We start from the raw sequence: 17,258 nt of genomic DNA on the forward strand, positions 1-17,258 counted from the left end.
ATGACCATGGGCCGAAACCTATCGACAATCAATAGGCGGCGTGCTCCCGGATCCAGGCGTGCATGGCGATGCCGGCGGCCACGCCCGCGTTGATCGACCGGGTTGAGCCGAACTGCGCGATCGACACTGTTCGCGCGGCCCGCAGGCGGGCGTCGTCGCTGACGCCGGGCCCCTCCTGCCCGAACAGCAGGACGCACTCGCGCGGCAGGCTCACCGCCTCGAGCGGCTCGGCGCCGGGGAGATTGTCGACGGCGACGACCGGCAACCCCTCGGTCGCGGCCCACTCCATGAGCGCGGTGACGTCATCGTGGTGCCGCAGGTGCTGGTAGCGGTCGGTGACCATGGCACCGCGGCGGTTCCAGCGGCGTCGGCCTACGATGTGCACCTCGGCGGCCAGAAAGGCGTTGGCGGTGCGGACGACGGTGCCGATGTTGGCGTCGTGGCCGAAGTTCTCGATCGCCACATGGAACGGGTGCCGGCGCGTGTCGAGGTCGGCGACGATCGCCTCGCGCCGCCAGTAGCGGTATCGGTCCACGACGTTGCGGCGGTCGCCGGCGTCGAGCAGTTCGGGGTCCCAGGTCTCGCCTGACGGGCGGGGCTCGCCGGGGTGCTCGACCTCCCACGGACCCACGCCGACCGCGCCGTCGCCCCACTCGGTCGGCCCGGGCGCGGGCTCGCCGGGCTCCGCCGACCCGGCCGCGGCCTCCGTCACGAGGTGAGGCGCTTGTTGGTCAGCCGGGTGAGTCGTCCCGGCGCGACCTGCGACGCGAGGTACATCGCGGTGGCCTGGGCGCCGACCGGGCGGTGGACCTCGCGGCCGAACGTTCCGCGGATCCGACCGAGCAGTCCGCGCGGCGTGCGCCGGGTCTGCTCGGCGAGTCCGAGGATCTCACCGGCGACGTCGCCCTCGGTCAGACGCACGCCCATGTTGCGCATGCCCGCGGTGTTGACGCCCGAGAGCATCTCGGTGCCCACGTAGAGGGGCCACACCGAGCACACGCGGATCCCGTGCGCGGCCCACTCCAGGTCGAGGGCCTCCGTGATGCCGCGGACGGCGAACTTGGTGGCCGAGTAGGTGGCCATCTCCGCCTGGCCGTAGATCGCCGACGCCGAGCACAGGTTGACCACCGTCGGCGCGGATGCGGCCCGGAGGTAGGGGAACGCCGCGCGACAGCCGTAGAGCACGCCCTTGACGTTGACGTCGACCAGGGCCGAATCCTTCTCGTAGCTCGCGTCCATGAACGGGCTGCCGTACAGCAGCCCGGCGTTGTTGACGAGCACGTCCAGCGCGCCGCCGCTGCGGGCGGTGAGCTCGGCGAGGGCGGCCTCCCACGCGGCGGGATCGGTGACGTCGAGGGCGCCGGTGACGAACCGGTCGTCGCCCTCGGCCCACGCACACGGCTGCAGGTCGTACGCGCCGACGAGGTACCCCGCGTCGGCGAACCGGCGGGCCGTGGCCTCGCCGATCCCCCGCCCCGCGCCCGTGACGAGGACGGTGCGCACGGCCGCCGTTCCGCCCCCGGGCCCTTGGCCGTTCCCGGCGCCAGGGCCGCTCGCCGCGGCTGCCGCGCTCACGCCCGGCTCCCGGCGTGGCGCGCCGCGGCGGCGGTGCCCGTGAGCAGGAGCAGCGCGGCCGTCGCGTAGGTGTCGATCACGCCGACGTCCAGGGCGCGGGCCGGCACCGTGCCGCCCCTCACCTTGCGGCGCGCGAGAATGAGCGAGTCGCTGAGCAGGAACACCGGGCCGGCCACCGACAGCACCGACGCGGCCGGGCCGTGCGAGCGGTCGACCGAGGTCGCCAGCGCTGACAGCGTCGCGAGCAGCCCGCCGTACGCGGCCAGCGGGGCGTTCTCCCGCCCCTCGGACAGCAGAACCGCGGCGGCAGCCCCGGCGACCACGCCGTGGATGGCCGACGGCACCGGCTTGAACCGCAGGCCAGAACGCAGCATGAGCGCGCCCAGCGCGAGGTGGCCGGTCGCGAACGCCGCCGCCCCCGCGGCCAATCTGCCCACGTCCCGGCTGGCGTGCCCGTCGCCGAGCATGAGGATGACGTCGCCCGTCGTGTACGCCGCCCCGGTGGCCGACAGCAGCGCGGTGTCGACCGCCGAGAGGGCCCGGCCGTCCCGCAGTGCGATCGCCAGCGCCGCCGGCACGATGAGCGGCTTGGACAGCTTCTCCAGCGCACCGACGCCGGTGGCCTTGGCGATCTCCGTACTCGCGGCCGCCGCGAGGAACGCCGGCCCCTCGGGGCGGGTCGTGTCCGTGAGCACGCCCGCGCGCTCTGTCAGCGCCTGCCGCACGCGGCCGAGGGCGGACCTCGTCGTCGTCGTGGTCGTCGTCGTCTTGTTCGTCACCTCAGGTCACTCCAATCCCAGGTCGGTCAGGCCCAGCAGCGCCCGGTACTCCACGCCCTCCGCGCGGATCACGTCGTCGGCCCCGGTCGCGCGGTCCACCACCGTGGCCACGCCCACGACCTCCGCACCCGCCTCGCGCAGGGCGGCGACGGCGGTGAGCGGCGAGTTGCCGGTGGTCGTGGTGTCCTCCACCACCAGCACGCGGCGGCCCACGATGTCGGGGCCCTCGATGCGGCGCTGCATGCCGTGCTTCTTGGCCTCCTTCCGCACGACGAACGCGTCGACCGGGCGGCCGGGCGCGTGCATGATCGCCGTGGCCACCGGATCCGCGCCGAGGGTGAGCCCGCCGACGGCGTCGAAGTCCCAGTCCGCGGTGAGCTCGCGCAGCAGGCGGCCGATCAGCGGCGACGCCTCGTGGTGCAGCGTCGCGCGGCGCAGATCCACGTAGTAGTCGGCCTCGCGCCCCGAGGACAGGGTGACGCGACCGTGGACGACGGCCAACTCCGCGACCAGCTCGGACAGGCGCGCGCGGGACTGGGCGTCGACGGGGGCGGGCTCGGTCATGGGACTCCTCGCGGGCAGGGTGAGTGGACACGGTGGGTCCGGCGGTCGGGCTAGGCGCCGCCGGTGGTGGTCCCGACTCTAGTCGGCCGCGGATCGCACCACGTCACGACCGGTTTGACCGCAACGCCCGGTCGGCCTGTGCCCGGGCCGGGCGCCGCGGCCGGCGTCAGTCCCTGATGTCGGGCGGGAGGTGGAGGCGGGCGGTCTGCTCGACGTCGGGGTCAACGCCCGATCGCTCGCGGCCGCCGGCCTCGCCACCGTCGGCGTGCGCGGGCTGCTCGTCGTCCTCCGCGCGGCGTCGGCGGCGGCGGCCCGTCGAGGGTGTGGCGCCCACCTTCGCGGCGAGCTCAGCGACCGAGAGCCGGCCCGTGTCCTCCGCGCTCTCCGCGGCACCCGCTCCGTGGCGGCCGGCGGGTGCGCGCCCGAGGTCGGAGCCGCCGTCGATGCGGGCGGCGTCGAAGCGCTCGACCTCGTCGCGGATCTCGTCCTCGTCGTCCTCCGAGCCGAGCGGCTTGATGGCCGCCTCGCCGCTGTACGCACCCGCGGCGAGCGGCGGCACCGAGGCGTCCTCCGGGTAGGCCTGCCCGATGCCCCGGCTCGGCCGCGACAGCGGCGGCCGGGGCGCGAGGTGGTCGGCCGCGACGTCGCCGCGCGCGGGGGCCGGGCCTGTGATGTCCATGATCTCGGCGAAGGGGTCCGGCTCCGGGGCGGGCGCCTCGCCGGAGTCCGTGTCGGTCTCGGCAGGCTCGGCGGCGTCGGCGGCGGTCGCCGCGTCGGCGGGCACGTCGCTGTCGGCGGATAGCACCGTGTCGCCGCGGTCGGCCACGACGGGCACGTCGGTCAGGTCGCGCGCGCCCGACCGGTCCGGGACCAGACGGAGGTGGCCGGTGCGGCGCGGTTCCGGCACCGGTGCGACCGGCTCGTCGTCCGCCGGCTCGTCGTCCGCCGGTTCGTCGCCGGTGGGGGTGGCGTCGGTGGTGGTCGCGTCAGAGGTGGGGTTGTCGGTGGGGGCGTCGGCCCGGACGGGCGCGGGGCCACTGCGCGTGGTGTCGCTGCCGGTCTCGCCGCGGTCGTTGTCGACGACGACGAGGTTCTCGGACCCCGGCAGCCCCGCAGCCGCGGGGAGTCCGTGAGTGCCCGTGCCGACCTCGCCGTCCATGCCGACGGTGGGGTCGGCCTCGGGGCCCGCGGCGGCAGCGGGAGCGCCCGGATCGATCTCCGCGGGCAGCGCGCGGGCCCGGCCACCGATCGGCGGGAACGGCGCCAGCACGTCGGCCACCCCGTGCAGGGCCATCACCACGTCATCCCACGACGACGGGTCGTCGACACCGTCGATCGTCGCGGCCGCCCACTCGCCCTCCGCCCAGACGCGGCGCACGTCGGCGGGCACCTCGCGGACGGCTTCCGTCAGGCGGTCGCGGTCGATGAGGTCCAACCGCCCGTAGTCCGACGTCCGCGCCTCCAGCGCACCCACTTCGCCGGCATCGTGGAAGCCCGGCTCGGCGTCGACGTCCGGGCGACTGAGGTCCAGCACCACGTCGGAGGCCGTGTCGCGGCGTAGCGCCAGCACCGTGCGCCCGCCGGTCACGCCCATGATCGCCCGACGCCCGCGGAACACGCCGTGCGAGACCGTGCCGAGCGTAGCCAGTCCGCCCGCGAAGTCGCCGTGCCGGAACTCCGGAGCCGGCGTCGGCGTCGGCTCGAACTCGCGATCCTCGAGCCAACGCACCACCGGCGAATCCGCCAGCGGGTCGGCCGGCACCTGCTCCACCGACACCGGGGCGGCCCCCCGCTGCCGACGCGCCGGAAGGAGCGCACGCACCTTGTCGAGCAACCGCGGCGACGACTCCACCGTCGGCTCGGTCGGATCGAGCGGCGCGAGGCCGGGCCGCAGCTCGGGCTCGGGCTCGGGCTCGGGCTCCAGCTCGGGCTGCAACTCGGGGTCGGGCTCGGGCTCCTCGCGGGTCGTGGCCACCGTGCCCGGGACGTCCGCCCCGTGCGACCGCTGGAACGGCGCGAGAACAGGCTCCCCCGACCGATCCGCGGACCCGGGCTCCCGATCGGCCCCGTCCGCCGGCGCGGCCGTGTGCGGGTCCTCGTCGTCGTCATCGACCCCGGACGTCTCCCCCGCAGCGGCTCCGCCCCCCACCGCGGGCGGAAGGACACCAGCGCCGGAACGCCCCGCGTCGCGTGACACGCCACGCCCGGCGCCACCGCCGCGCTGCTTGGCGTCCAGGCGTAGCAGGGCGATCGCCGCGACGAGCAGCACGAGGGCCACGAGGAACCAGATCCAGACCATGCCCTGAAGGGTAGTCAGCGCGACCGACACGCCCGTCCAGGTGGCGCGGCGCGTGGGCCCCTCCCGGTCCCGTGTGCGGCTGTGAACCGCGCCCGGACCGGCCGGAGGGGGTGACTAGCGGGGGTCCGGGCCGATCGCGACCGGGCGCTTGCGGTCCGCCGACCACGCCGACCAGGAACCCGGGAACAGACGCCCCGCGTCGAGACCCGCGACCTCCATCGCCGCCAACGTGTGGCACGCGTGGATTCCGGACCCGCAGTACACGACCGCGTCGTCGCCCTCGGACACGCCCACCTCGGCGAACATCTCCCGCAACTTCTCCGACGGCAGGAATCGGCCGCGGTCGTCGATGAAGTTCATCGTGGGCAGGTTCACCGCGCCCGGGATGTGTCCGGCGCGCGAGTCCATCGGCTCGGTGCGGCCCTCGTAGCGCTCCGGCGTGCGCGCGTCGATGAGCACGCCCCGCTCCGGCCAGTGGGCGGCCTCCTCGATGCCGACCGTCTGCATGTGATCCAGGTCGAACGTGAAGTTCCCGCGCGAGACCGGGTTGCCGGGCCCCACGGCGAGGTCCTCACCCTCCGCGATCCACGCCTTGAGACCGCCGTCGAGCAGGTGCACGTCCTTCTTGCCGGCCCACCGCATGAGCCACCAGGCGCGGGCGGCCGAGGTGTTGCCGAGGTCGTCGTAGATCACCACGCGACTGTCGTTGTCGATACCGACGCGGCGCATCGCGTCCTCGAAGTCCTCCGGCGAGGGCAAAGGGTGCCGACCCTCGCGGACGTTGCGCTGGCCCGCGAGGTCGCCCGGCAGGTCCAGATACTGCGCGCCGGGGATGTGGCCGGACCAGTAATGCTCGCGCCCGAGCGCGTCACCGAGCTGCCAGCGCACGTCGAGGATGACGGGCGGGACCGGCAGGTTGGAGACGTCGTTGATCAGCTCGCGCGCCGTGACGAGAAGGGGGCTGTCGGGACGAGTGGTCGAGAGGACGGTGTCGCTGGTCACGTGGCCAGGATAGTTCGTACGGCGGCGTGGTGGGCGGCCCGATCCGGCTGCGGTGACAGGCTTCACGCCATCCGGCGCGGCTCGTCGACAAGTACGTTCCGTGCACATCGCCCGGGATCGGCGGGTACGGAACGCGCTTCTCGACGAGACGGGCCCGGTCACCGCGTTCCGGTGACCGGGCCCGTCGGGCGCCGCATCGGCTCAGCTCAGCTGGAGCGTCTCGCCGTCCTCGGCCAGCGAGACGCGCACGGTGTCGCCGTCGCGGACCTCGCCGGCGAGCAGCGCCCGGGCCAGCCGGTCGCCGATCGACTTCTGCACCAGTCGACGCAGCGGGCGCGCGCCGTAGGCCGGGTCGTAGCCGCGCCGGGCCAGCCAGCCCTTGGCGGCCTCGTCGACCTCGAGCACCAGTCGCCGGGCCTTCAGCCGCTCGGCGAGCTGGTCGATCTGGATGTCGACGATCGACTCCAGCTGCTCCTCGCTGAGGGCGTCGAAGACCACCACGTCATCCAGTCGGTTGATGAACTCCGGCTTGAACGCCCGCTTGACCGCGTCCATCATCTGCTCCCGCGTGCCGCCCGCGCCCAGGTTCGAGGTGAGGATGAGGATGGTGTTGCGGAAGTCGACCGTGCGTCCCTGACCATCGGTCAGGCGACCGTCGTCGAGGACCTGCAGGAGGATGTCGAAGACGTCCGGGTGAGCCTTCTCCACCTCGTCGAGAAGGACGACCGTGTACGGCCTGCGGCGCACCGCCTCGGTGAGCTGGCCGCCGGCCTCGTAGCCGACGTAGCCCGGAGGGGCACCGACGAGTCGCGCGACCGAGTGCTTCTCCGAGTACTCGCTCATGTCGATCCGGACCATGGCGCGCTCGTCGTCGAACAGGAACTGGGCCAGTGATTTGGCCAGCTCCGTCTTACCGACGCCCGTCGGGCCGAGGAACAGGAACGAGCCGGTGGGCCGGTTGGGGTCGGCGACCCCGGCCCGGGCGCGGCGGACCGCGTCGGACACGGCCCGCACGGCCTCGTGCTGACCGACGACCCGGCGGCCGAGCTCGTCCTCCATCCGCAGCAGCTTCTCGGTCTCGCCCTCGAGCATCTTGCCCACGGGGATCCCGGTCCAGGCGGAGACGACCTCGGCGACGTCCTCGGGACCGACCTCCTCCTTGAGCATCGCGCCGGCCGCGGCCTCGCTCTCCTCCGCCTGCGCGAGCTGCTTCTCCAGCTCGGGCAGCCGTCCGTAGCGGATCTCGGCCACGCGGGCGTAGTCGCCGTCGCGCTCGGCCTTATCGGACTCGGTGCGCAGGGCGTCGAGCTCCTCCTTGATCCGCTGCACGCCCTCGATGGCGGTCTTCTCGTTCTGCCAGCGGGCGGTCAGCTCGGACAGCTTCTCCTTGGCGTCGGCGAGCTCGGCCTGCAGGGCGACCAGCCGGTCCTTGGACGCGGCGTCGGTCTCCTTCTGCAGAGCGACCTCCTCGATCTCCAGCCTGCGAACGATCCGCTCGGCGGCGTCGATCTCCTCGGGGCGCGAGTCGATCTCCATCTTGAGCCGGCTGGCGGCCTCGTCGACCAGGTCGATCGCCTTGTCGGGCAGGAACCGCTGCGTGATGTAGCGGTCCGAGAGCGTGGCGGCCGAGACCAGGGCGGAGTCGGTGATGCGCACGCCGTGGTGGACCTCGTAGCGCTCCTTGAGCCCGCGCAGGATGCCGACGGTGTCCTCGACGCTGGGCTCACCCACGTACACCTGCTGGAAGCGGCGCTCGAGGGCCGCGTCCTTCTCGATGTACTTGCGGTACTCGTCGAGGGTCGTGGCGCCGACCAGTCGCAGCTCGCCGCGGGCGAGCATCGGCTTGATCATGTTGCCGGCGTCCATCGAGCCCTCGCCGGTCGCGCCGGCGCCGACGATCGTGTGGATCTCGTCGATGAACGTGATGATCTGGCCCTCGGCCGCGGTGATCTCGTCGAGCACGGCCTTGAGCCGCTCCTCGAACTCGCCGCGGTACTTCGCGCCCGCGACCATCGAGCCCAGGTCCAGCGAGAGCAGGGTCTTGCCCTTGAGGGACTCGGGGACGTCCCCGGCGACGATGCGGCGGGCCAGGCCCTCCACGATGGCGGTCTTGCCGACGCCGGGTTCACCGATGAGTACGGGGTTGTTCTTGGTGCGGCGGGACAGGACCTGAACTACGCGGCGGATTTCCGAGTCGCGCCCGATGACCGGGTCGATCTTGCCCTCCCGCGCGCGGGCGGTGAGGTCCGTGGCGTACTTCTCGAGCGCCTGGTACTGGTCCTCGGGATTCTCCGTGGTCACGCGGGTGTTGCCGCGGACTGCGGTGAACGCCTGCTTGAGCGCGTCCTCGGTGGCGCCGAGCTCGTTCAGGAGCTTGGCCGCGTCTGCGTTTGTGGCGCCAGGAGCGCCACCTGCGGCGATGCCGACCAGGACGTGTTCGGTGGAGACGTAGTCGTCGCCCATCTCCGCCGCGAGGGCCTGGGAGTAGTTGACGACGGCGAGGGCGTCGCGATTCAAGTTGGGGGCGGCCATCCCCGAGCCCGACGCCTTGGGGTATCCGCTGACGAGGGCCTTGGCCTGGGTCAGGGCGAGCTGCGGGTCCACCCCGCAGGCCTGGAGGAGGGGGGTGGCGATCCCGTCCTGCTGTTCGAGCAGGGCGACGAGCAGGTGCCCGGGTCGCACATCCGGGTTACCCGCCGCGGACGCGGATTGGACGGCGGCCGAGAGAGCCGCCTGAGTCTTGGTCGTGGGGTTGAACTGGCTCATCGACCGGTCCTTTCTAGGCGTAGTGTTGAGCGTACTGGAATCAATACCGGAGTTGTTCACTGCCGGACACCCTCTACAACGACTGTCGGGTTGAGTCTATTCCACTCAAGTCAGAGATCGCGCCACAAGGACCGCGGACTGATGTGAACGAATGTCCACAACTGAATAGACTCCACTACAGTCCGGTGGCCCGCGCCACCAGGTTCGTCATCTACGTCCTCGCGGTGGTCGTGCCGATCGCGATCGCGCTGGCCGTGGTCGGCACGACCCCCCTCACTGCTGGAAAAGGTCCCCGCCGAGCACCGGGACACCACCATCCCGGGCGCGCCCCGGCCGCTGCGCGGGGAATGGTCGCCGCGACGGCCCGAGGACCACTCGCCGCCGGCCGGGCTCCGGGCCGACCTCGACTACGCCGTGATGACCACCGAAAGCGGACACATCGCCCACTGGCCGTGCGGGCGTGAGATCCCCGTGTCGACCATCGGCGCGCCGCCGGGGGTCATCGGAGACATCGTCTGGGCCGTCGACGTCCTCGCCTGGACGACCGCCGGATGACGCCGACGGGCCGGGCGCCGCAGCGCCCGGCCCGTCGGAGAGGTGGAGAAGAGCTCTGTCAGAGGGTCTCGACGACCTCGTCGTACCCGAGCCGCGGGAGCCGGTCGAACCAGGCACCCTCCTCGGCCGGCTTGCCGATGTTGATGGCCATGAGCACGCGGTGGCGGCCGTCGGGGAAGAACTCGCGGGAGATCGCCTCGGCGTCGAAGCCGGTCATCGGACCCGCCGCGAGGCCGGCGGCACGGATCCCGATGATCGCGTAGCCGATCTGCAGCCCGGCGTTGAGTTCGGCCGTGCTCACGCGGGCGTCCTCGTCACCGGCGAACAGATCGCGCGCACCGGGGAAGTGCGGGAACTGCGTGGGCAGCTCGTCGTGGAAGTCGATGTCGGCCGCGAGCAGCGCGACGGCCGGGGCCGCGGCGGTCTTTGCGCGGTTACCCTCGGCGAGGAGCGGGAGCAGCCGGGCCTTGGCCTCCTCCGATCGGATGACGATGGCGCGCAGAGGCTGGATGTTCATGGAGGTGGGCGCCCACTTCACCAGGTCGAAGATCGCGCGGATCTGCTCGTCGGTGACGGGCTCATCGGTGAAGGCGTTGGCCGTGCGCGCCTCGCGGAATAGGAGGTCCTGCGCCTGCTCGTCGAGGGCGAGCGCGTTCTGGGCGTTGAAAGTAGCGGTCATGTCTACTACTAACGACACGCGGCGACGTCCGATCTCCGGTCTCCGCATGATCTCGGCCACACCCCGGCCGGCGGCCTGTGTGCCGGCCGGCGCGCGGTCACCGGCGGCAAACCCTCCGCGCACCCGCTACGAATAAGTGGTGAGAATGTAGGCACGAAAGAGGGAGGTGCGGCGATGCGCAACGGCGTGGTCGTGGACATCGGCGGCAGCGGGACGCGGATCGGTGCCGTGGTGGACGGCAACGTGGTGGGCGTCCACGGTGCCGAGGTCGCGACCGCCGAGGATCTCGCCACCGCGATCCTCGCCGTCGACCGCTCCCCCGCCGGGGTCGGGGTATCGCTGAACGGCCACGTCGACGCGGACCGCGGGCGGGTCGTCATGTCGCGCGCCGCCGCGTGGGCGGAGTGCGACCTGCGCACCGAGCTGGTGTCGCTGATCGAAGCGCCGGTCTCGGTCATCGGCGACGGTGACGCCCACGCCCTGGCGCTGACGCGGCTCCCGGACGTCGAGTTCGGCGGTATCGCCATCTCCCTCGGCTCGTCCCTGGCGTTCGGCGCACTCAACCACCACGGCGCGCTCATCCACCCGTGCGGCCACACCGGCTGGGACCTCGGGCACTGGCGGATCGTCGGCGACGGTACCAACACCGAGGCGTGGTGGGGACTGGGCGGGCACGGCCTGTACGACCTCGAGCGGGAGCACGGCGACGGCGCCGCCGAGATCTACGCCTACCGGCTCGGATCGTTCCTCGTGGACGCCGTCCAGCTCTTCCGCCCCCGGACGGTCCTACTCGCCGGCGGCATCGTCGTGGGGCTGGGCGAGGCACTGCACGGGCCGGTCGCCGAGCAGCTCCAGTCCCTGCCGATCACCGTGCCCGTCCCGCGCGTGGTCTACTCGCCGTCGCGGGACACGGCGCTGTTCGGGGCGGCCGTGGCAGCGGGGCTGGCGCTGCCGGAGATGCGTTGAGTCGCGCGCCTACCCCAGCAGCCCGCGCAGGTCGTCGGCGGTGAGCGCGGCGGAGAAATGCTCGCCGCTGTCCAGGACGGAGGCGAACAGCTCGGCCTTGCGCTGCTGCAGCTCGACCACGCGTTCCTCGATCGTGTCGCGGGCGACCATCCGGTAGACCAGCACCGGGCGAGTCTGGCCGATGCGGTGCGCGCGGTCCACGGCCTGGGCCTCGGTCGCCGGGTTCCACCACGGGTCCAGCAGGAACACGTAGTCGGCGCCGACCAGGTTGAGCCCCACGCCGCCGGCCTTGAGGCTGAGGCAGAACACCTGCGCGCCGCCCTCGGTGAACTCGCCGACGGCCCCGGCCCGATCCGTCGTGCTCCCGTCGAGGTGGGCCACGGTGATCCCCTCGTCGCGCAAGCGATCCACGACGGTGTCGAGGTAGGTGGTGAACTGGCTGAACACGAGCGCGCGGTGCCCCTCGGCCACCACCTCCCGCAGCGCGGCGATGAGCTCGTCGGTCTTCGCCGACGCGACGCCGAGATGGTCCGGGTCGACCAGGGATGCGTCCAGGCACAGCCGCCGGAGCACGGTGAGCCCGGCGAGGACGCTGATGCGGTTGGACTCGAAGTCGTCGAGCAGCGCCAGCAGCGAGGCCCGCTGCCTCGCGAGCTCCCGTTCGTAGATCCGGCGGTGCGTGGCCGACAACTCGATCTCCATCACCGCGTCCGTGCGCGGGGGCAGGTCGGCGGCCACGAGCTCCTTGCGCCGCCGCAGCAGGAACGGACGCAACCGCCTGCGCAGCCGCTCGAGCGTGGCCCGGTCCCCGTCCTTCTCGATGGGCGTGCGGAAGCGGGTGCGGAAGTCCTTGGCGTCGGGCAGCACGCCCCGGCACGACAGCGCCGCGACCGCCCACAGTTCGGTGAGGTTGTTCTCCATGGGCGTGCCCGTCACGGCGAGCAGGAAGTCCGCCCGCAGCCCGGCCAGCGCGGCGAAGAGCTTGGACCCCGGGTTCTTTGCCTGCTGGGCCTCGTCGAGGATCACGCCCGCCCACTCGACGCCCGCGTACGACTCGGCGTCCAGCCGCAGAACCGCGGCGGAGGTCACCACGATGTCGGACGCGGCCGCGTCCTCGGCGACCGTCGTCGTGGACCGGGCCTCGGTCGCCGATCGCCGCGACACCCGGAGCGAGGGGACGAACCGGCGCGCCTCGGCCTCCCAGTTGGGCACGACCGACGAGGGCGCCACGACGAGGAACGGTCCCGGCGGGCGGTCGCCGGCGGTCTCGTGCGCGTGGGCGATGAGCGCGAGCGACTGGATGGTCTTGCCCAGGCCCATGTCGTCGGCGAGGATCCCGCCGATCCGGTGCCGCCACAGCATGGCCAGCCAGTCCAGGCCCTGCTGCTGGTACGGCCGCAGGTCCGCCTCGAGCGCGGCGGGGGCCGGGACGGGCGCGGGGGTGTCGGCGGCCAGTTCGAGCAGCGCGCGCGCCCGCCCGGACGGTGGCTCGAGATCGTCAGCCAGCTCCGCGAGGTCCGCGAGCACCCCGGCCTGCCCGAGGCCGATCTTCACTCCCGCCCCGTCCGGCTCCCTGCCGACCCGCTCGGCGGAGGCCGCCATCGCCTCGTCGAGCAGCTCGCGCAGCTCGCCGAACCGCTCGAGGTCCACCGGGACGAGCAGCCCGTCCTCGGTGAGGAACTCGTCCTGCCCGGTGACCACCGCCCGGAAGATGGCGGCGAACGGGACGGGGCGGCCTTCGACGGTGACGGTGACCGTCAGTCCCAGCCAGTCGATCCCCGAGCGGTCGTCCTCGGTGGCCACGTGGATGCGCGGCCCCTCCGTGGCCCGGCGGATACTCGGCACCTCGTCGGCCAGCACCACGTGGACGCCGTCGAGTGCGCGGAGCTGCTCGAGCCCGTCGGTCAGCACCAGCCCCGCCTCCCGGCCGGTCACCCGCAGGGTGCCCTCGCCGAGGATCCAGCCCCAGCCGGCGTCGGAGACGGCCGTGGTCAGCGCGATGAGCGCGGGATCCCCGGGCAGCGGGGTGCCGATCCCCATCTCGGCCACGCTGAGGGGCCGACGGCGCGTCACCTCGGTGTCGTCGGACATGCGCATCACGTCGACGCGGTGCCACTGCAGCATCAGTCCCAGCTCGTGGGTCGCACCGCCCGGGCCCGCCCCGGCGGGCGGCCGGATCGTCAGCTCGAGCTCCACGCGATCGAACCGGGGGAGCTCGAGCCGCCCGACGCGGTCGGTCACCGGGAACCTGTCGACGAGGTCGGGCAGGAAGTCCGCACAGAACTCGGGCACCGCCTCGTCGGGGACGGTCAGGGCGCGCCACTGCCGCAGCTGCCCGGCCACGCCGGGCCCCAGCCGCCCGACCGGGGACAGCTCCAGCACCCGGTCACGGACCAGCGCGACCATGTCCCCGTGCTCCCCCACGAGGGCGCCGGGCAGGGGGCGGTCGCGGCCCTCGTCGTCGTCGTCGCCCTCGCCGTCGTCGCCCTCGCCGTCCCCGGCGCCGTAGCCGCCGCCCGCGGTGCCGTCCGGTCCCGGCTCCACCTCCGCCGCGGCGACCACCACCAGCGCCGACCCGTCCGGACTCCACGCGGTGAGGCCGACTCGGCGCGGCGGCCCGGGCACGACCTCGCGCAGGCCGTCGCCGGGCACGATCTCCATCTCGGCCTCCGCGGCCGTGACGATGAGCGGCCACAGGGCGGGGACCTCGGCGTCGCACAGGTCGAGCCACACGCGCGCCTGGCGGTGACTGCGGGCGAGCGCGTCGACCGCCCGCAGCCACGCGGCCTGGGCGAGCGACAGTCCGCCGTCCCAGCCGTAGCGCAGCCGGTCCCACTCGACGCCCGCCGACTTCCAGCGCCCGCCGCTGCCGGGCACCACGATCCGCGCCTTGAGCCGGTTGCCCAGCCCCGGCTGCAGGCCGCCCGCGCCGCCGTCCGGGGCGAGCTCGTCGGGCACCACCGACAGCTGCAGCCCGACGATCGGCGCCTCCTGATACGCCCGCCCCGCGTCGACCGTGCGCAGGGCCTCCTCGGCCTGGCGCCGCCAGTCGGGCACGCCGGCGTCCCGGTCGGCGAGCGTCGCCGCGTACAGCATGACCGCGGCGGCGTGCTTGCAGTTCAGCGCGACGGGGCACGTGCACAGGCTGCGGCGCGGGCGGGAGTACCCGTCCGCGTCGGGCGCCGTGAGGTGGACGGTCGTCGAGTACCAGGCGCGGCCGCCCCGGCCGCCACTGCCCGCGACGTCCGCGTCGAGGCGGTGGGTGGCGGCGTCGTACCGCAGCTCCCGGATGCGCGTGGCGTCGACGTAGCGCCGGGCGCGGCCGAGCGCCGCCGCGCCCACGAAGGAGGCGACGTCGGTCTCGGGAACCCTCGGGAGCGATGCCTGCACGCCGTCAGGCTAGAGGACGACGACGACGAGACGGCCGCTCACCGGGCGGCACCCGCCCGTCCCTGTGGAGACGGAAGCGGGCTGTGGAATCCCGGCGCCCGTTCCGGCGGTGACGGTGTCGGCCCGCCACGGGGTATTGACCCCGGGCGCGGGCAGGCCTAACGTGATACCATATGGTTTCATATCGAACGGATGAGGTGGTCCTCGATGACGACGAGGTGGACCGACTGTTCCGCGCGCTGGCCGACGCCACGCGGCGGGACATCCTCCGGCGGACGCTCGCCGGCGAGTCCACCGTCTCCGAACTGGCGGACCACTACGACATGTCGTTCGCGGCCGTCCGTAAGCACGTCAACGTCCTGGAGGAGGCGGGTCTGATCAGTGACCACCGGATCGGCCGAGAGCGCCGGATCCGGGGCGATGTCGACGCGATCCGACGAGCGCAGAGCCTGCTCGACGGGTTCGAGGACATCTGGCGGGGACGCATCGACCGACTCGACGCCCTCCTCGCCGAGGAGCAGCACCACGCCTAGCACCACGCCCGAGCACCACCCGCGAGGAAGAAGGCCCGTCATGCCGGTGACATCGGTGGACAAAGATCTCGACCAACTGACCCTGACCATCGTCGCCGAGTTCACGGTGCCGGTGCGTCGCCTGCGGGACGCCTACGTCGACCCGCGGCAACTCGAGAAGTTCTGGGGGCCGCCGACGTGGCCCGCCACCTTCACCCGGCACGACGTGTTCCCCGGCGGCCGGACGGACTACTACATGACCGGGCCCGACGGCACCCGCGCCCGCGGCTACTGGGAGTTCCTCGCGGTCGACGAGGGCCGCTCGTTCGAGGTGATCGACGGGTTCACCCGCGACGACGGCACGCCCGACACGGACCTGCCCACCACCCGCATGGTGTTCACCTTCGAGGCGACGGACACCGGCTCCCGCCTGACCACCACCTCCCACTTCGCCAGCCTCTCCGAGCTCGAGCAGCTGATCGCGATGGGCATGGAGGAGGGCACCCGCGAGGCGATGGGTCAGATCGACGCCGTCGTCGCCGACGACACGACCTTCGCGGCCGACGCCGGCAGCGGACGCAGCACCTCGACGACCGGACGGTCCGGTTCACCCGCGTCCTGCGCGGGACCCCGCGGCAGGTCTGGGACGCCCACCACGACCCCGCGGTCCTGGACCGGTGGTTCCACGGGCCGGACGGCTGGGCACTCGTCGGGTGCCGGGTCGCGTCGGAACCCGGCGAGACCACGCGCTTCGAGTGGGCACCCGAGGAGGGCGTCGAGGGCGAGCCGTTCGCGCTGACGGGTGAGCTGCTGGAGACCGACCCGCCGCACCGCGAGGTGTTCACCGAGACGATGGAGGGCGCCGACGCGCCGCCCACCCGCAACGAGCAGACCCTCACCGCCGTGGAGGGCGGGACGCTGCTCACGCTCGTCATCACCTACGCGAATGCCGAGCTGCGCGAGATGATCCTCGGCACCGGGATGGTCGACGGGATGGAGGTCGGCTACCGGCGGTTGGAGTCGGAGGTGCTGTCGGCGGCCTGATCGATCGTGGCGGCCGGTCCGGTGGTGGCGGTCTTCCCCGCGAAGGCCCTCTCCACGGCCAGCACGATCAGCACCACCGCCACGCCGGCCACCACCGCGGCCAGGACGGCGGGCCAGTCCGACCCGGGCGCGAGCACGTCGGCCTCCTCGGTCTGCCACGGCCACAGCGCACGCAACGAGCCCAGCATGAGCCCGGCCATGGCGACGAGGGTGGGCTTGCGAAAGTCCTCGAGGAGCCGGTCGAGGACCTTGACGAACAGCGAGATGCCGACCAACGCGCCGAGCGCGAAGACGCCCAGGTAGGCGAAGTTTCGCTCGTCGACCGCGCCGAGCGTGGGGGCGTACAGACCCATCGCCAGTAGGAGGTACGACCCGGACACCCCGGGCAGGACCAGGGCGCAGATCGCCACGGCCGCCGCGACGAACACCAACAGATAGGACGGATCGCTGATCGACCCGCTCGGCAGCCCCGAGAGCACGAACGCGAACACCGCGCCCAGGACGAACACCAGACCCAGCACCCAGTTCCGTCCGCCCGGGGTCGCGCGCGCCATCCCCAGCGGGACCGCGATGCTCGTGGCCACCATGCCGAGGAACAGGCCGCGGGCGATCTCCGGGCTGCCCTCGACGAACCCCTTCATCACCCCGGCCACGGTGAACACCACTGCGAGCATGCCGACCGCCATCGGCAGCAGCAGCCACCAGTCGACGTGCCGAAACGCGGCGCGCGTGCGGGCCCGACGGTCCGGGCCCAGCGCCGCCGAGCGCAGGCCGTCCACCACGTGCGCGCCGGAGTCCAGCAACCGCGGGTAGACACCGGTCACCAGGGCCACCGTGCCGCCCGAGACGCCGGGGACGAGTTCGGCCATGCCGATGAGCGCGCCGCGGACGGCGTTGCCGACCATCCCGAGCGGACCCGGCCGCGTCGGCACCGGCGAGCGCGGGTCGAGATCGGCGTCGTCGACCGGGTCGTGCCCGGATCCGACCGGGTCGCGGCGGGCGTGAGCGGGAGTCGACGAATCGGCAGCCATTGTCCCAGCATCCCCGACCGAGGCGCCCGGCACCAAGCCACACGCCCGGCCGCGTCCCCACTGTGACCGACCCGCCACCCGCGCGGCCACTAGAAT

At 73.1% G+C, this 17,258-nt stretch carries 14 protein-coding genes and 1 pseudogene; 5 read left to right on the forward strand and 10 right to left on the reverse strand.

The features are described 5' to 3' along the window. Positions 1-28: 28 nt before the first annotated feature. The 7 genes from C3V38_RS03715 to clpB all read right to left on the reverse strand — a co-directional run bounded on the left by C3V38_RS03715 (position 29) and on the right by clpB (position 8,985). Complete coding sequence (locus C3V38_RS03715) at positions 29-712, reverse strand: RNA methyltransferase (protein WP_061228949.1); 684 nt, start codon at positions 710-712, stop codon at positions 29-31. After that, complete coding sequence (locus tag C3V38_RS03720) at positions 709-1,503, reverse strand: SDR family oxidoreductase (protein ID WP_106385122.1); 795 nt, start codon at positions 1,501-1,503, stop codon at positions 709-711. The genes C3V38_RS03715 and C3V38_RS03720 overlap by 4 nt, the downstream gene beginning before the upstream one ends. A gap of 68 nt (positions 1,504-1,571) precedes the next feature. Continuing rightward, positions 1,572-2,354: a lysoplasmalogenase family protein gene (locus C3V38_RS03725; RefSeq protein WP_106385123.1), complete on the reverse strand. Its 783-nt coding sequence runs from the start codon at positions 2,352-2,354 to the stop codon at positions 1,572-1,574. Between the two features lie 6 nt (positions 2,355-2,360). After that, the gene (gene pyrE, locus C3V38_RS03730) at positions 2,361-2,918 is read right to left on the reverse strand and encodes an orotate phosphoribosyltransferase (protein ID WP_007629136.1); all 558 of its coding nucleotides are present in this window, start codon (positions 2,916-2,918) and stop codon (positions 2,361-2,363) included. A gap of 166 nt (positions 2,919-3,084) precedes the next feature. After that, entirely contained in the window at positions 3,085-5,217 is a 2,133-nt protein-coding gene (locus C3V38_RS03735; RefSeq protein ID WP_106385124.1) for a hypothetical protein, read from the reverse strand. A gap of 114 nt (positions 5,218-5,331) precedes the next feature. Then, entirely contained in the window at positions 5,332-6,219 is an 888-nt protein-coding gene (locus C3V38_RS03740) for a sulfurtransferase (RefSeq protein WP_082767722.1), read from the reverse strand. Positions 6,220-6,420: 201 nt separating this feature from the next. Further along, positions 6,421-8,985: an ATP-dependent chaperone ClpB gene (gene clpB / locus C3V38_RS03745; RefSeq protein WP_061228952.1), complete on the reverse strand. Its 2,565-nt coding sequence runs from the start codon at positions 8,983-8,985 to the stop codon at positions 6,421-6,423. A 417-nt stretch (positions 8,986-9,402) separates the two neighbouring features. Between clpB and C3V38_RS17720 the strand changes: the two genes are divergently transcribed. Then, a complete protein-coding gene (locus C3V38_RS17720; protein WP_156482568.1) occupies positions 9,403-9,540 on the forward strand; it encodes a hypothetical protein in 138 nt (45 codons plus the stop codon). A 58-nt stretch (positions 9,541-9,598) separates the two neighbouring features. Here the strand turns inward: C3V38_RS17720 and C3V38_RS03755 are convergent, their stop codons facing one another. After that, positions 9,599-10,219, reverse strand: coding sequence for a malonic semialdehyde reductase (locus C3V38_RS03755; RefSeq protein WP_061228953.1), 621 nt, complete (start codon positions 10,217-10,219; stop codon positions 9,599-9,601). Between the two features lie 174 nt (positions 10,220-10,393). Between C3V38_RS03755 and C3V38_RS03760 the strand changes: the two genes are divergently transcribed. Then, complete coding sequence (locus C3V38_RS03760; RefSeq protein WP_061228954.1) at positions 10,394-11,185, forward strand: ROK family protein; 792 nt, start codon at positions 10,394-10,396, stop codon at positions 11,183-11,185. Between the two features lie 9 nt (positions 11,186-11,194). On the opposite strand, the gene C3V38_RS03765 is transcribed toward C3V38_RS03760, so the two are convergent. Beyond that, on the reverse strand, positions 11,195-14,575 hold the full coding sequence (locus C3V38_RS03765) for a DEAD/DEAH box helicase (RefSeq protein WP_061228955.1): 3,381 nt from the start codon (positions 14,573-14,575) through the stop codon (positions 11,195-11,197). Between the two features lie 173 nt (positions 14,576-14,748). On the opposite strand from C3V38_RS03765, the gene C3V38_RS03770 reads away from it, so the two are divergent. From C3V38_RS03770 to C3V38_RS17905, 3 genes and pseudogenes are all read left to right on the forward strand, one after another. Continuing rightward, positions 14,749-15,108, forward strand: coding sequence for a metalloregulator ArsR/SmtB family transcription factor (locus C3V38_RS03770; RefSeq protein ID WP_063935265.1), 360 nt, complete (start codon positions 14,749-14,751; stop codon positions 15,106-15,108). A 40-nt stretch (positions 15,109-15,148) separates the two neighbouring features. Then, a pseudogene (locus C3V38_RS17900) lies at positions 15,149-15,565 on the forward strand (SRPBCC domain-containing protein); the annotation flags it as partial. A gap of 191 nt (positions 15,566-15,756) precedes the next feature. Continuing rightward, complete coding sequence (locus tag C3V38_RS17905; RefSeq protein WP_239550787.1) at positions 15,757-16,131, forward strand: SRPBCC domain-containing protein; 375 nt, start codon at positions 15,757-15,759, stop codon at positions 16,129-16,131. On the opposite strand, the gene C3V38_RS03780 is transcribed toward C3V38_RS17905, so the two are convergent. Continuing rightward, positions 16,092-17,162, reverse strand: coding sequence for a DUF368 domain-containing protein (locus C3V38_RS03780; protein WP_106385125.1), 1,071 nt, complete (start codon positions 17,160-17,162; stop codon positions 16,092-16,094). The genes C3V38_RS17905 and C3V38_RS03780 overlap by 40 nt on opposite strands. Positions 17,163-17,258 lie beyond the last annotated feature (96 nt).

It is taken from the genome of Dietzia sp. oral taxon 368 (genome assembly GCF_002999155.1).
Taxonomy (GTDB): domain Bacteria; phylum Actinomycetota; class Actinomycetes; order Mycobacteriales; family Mycobacteriaceae; genus Dietzia; species Dietzia cinnamea.

Bases quoted from the DNA above. Each gene is read 5' to 3' on its own strand.
- pyrE (WP_007629136.1), bottom strand. From the start codon at position 2,918: ATGACCGAGCCCGCCCCCGTCGACGCCCAGTCCCGCGCGCGCCTGTCC.
- C3V38_RS03735 (WP_106385124.1), bottom strand. From the start codon at position 5,217: ATGGTCTGGATCTGGTTCCTCGTGGCCCTCGTGCTGCTCGTCGCGGCG.
- clpB (WP_061228952.1), bottom strand. From the start codon at position 8,985: ATGAGCCAGTTCAACCCCACGACCAAGACTCAGGCGGCTCTCTCGGCC.
- C3V38_RS17720 (WP_156482568.1), top strand. From the start codon at position 9,403: ATGACCACCGAAAGCGGACACATCGCCCACTGGCCGTGCGGGCGTGAG.
- C3V38_RS03755 (WP_061228953.1), bottom strand. From the start codon at position 10,219: ATGACCGCTACTTTCAACGCCCAGAACGCGCTCGCCCTCGACGAGCAG.
- C3V38_RS03760 (WP_061228954.1), top strand. From the start codon at position 10,394: ATGCGCAACGGCGTGGTCGTGGACATCGGCGGCAGCGGGACGCGGATC.
- C3V38_RS03770 (WP_063935265.1), top strand. From the start codon at position 14,749: ATGGTTTCATATCGAACGGATGAGGTGGTCCTCGATGACGACGAGGTG.
- C3V38_RS03780 (WP_106385125.1), bottom strand. From the start codon at position 17,162: ATGGCTGCCGATTCGTCGACTCCCGCTCACGCCCGCCGCGACCCGGTC.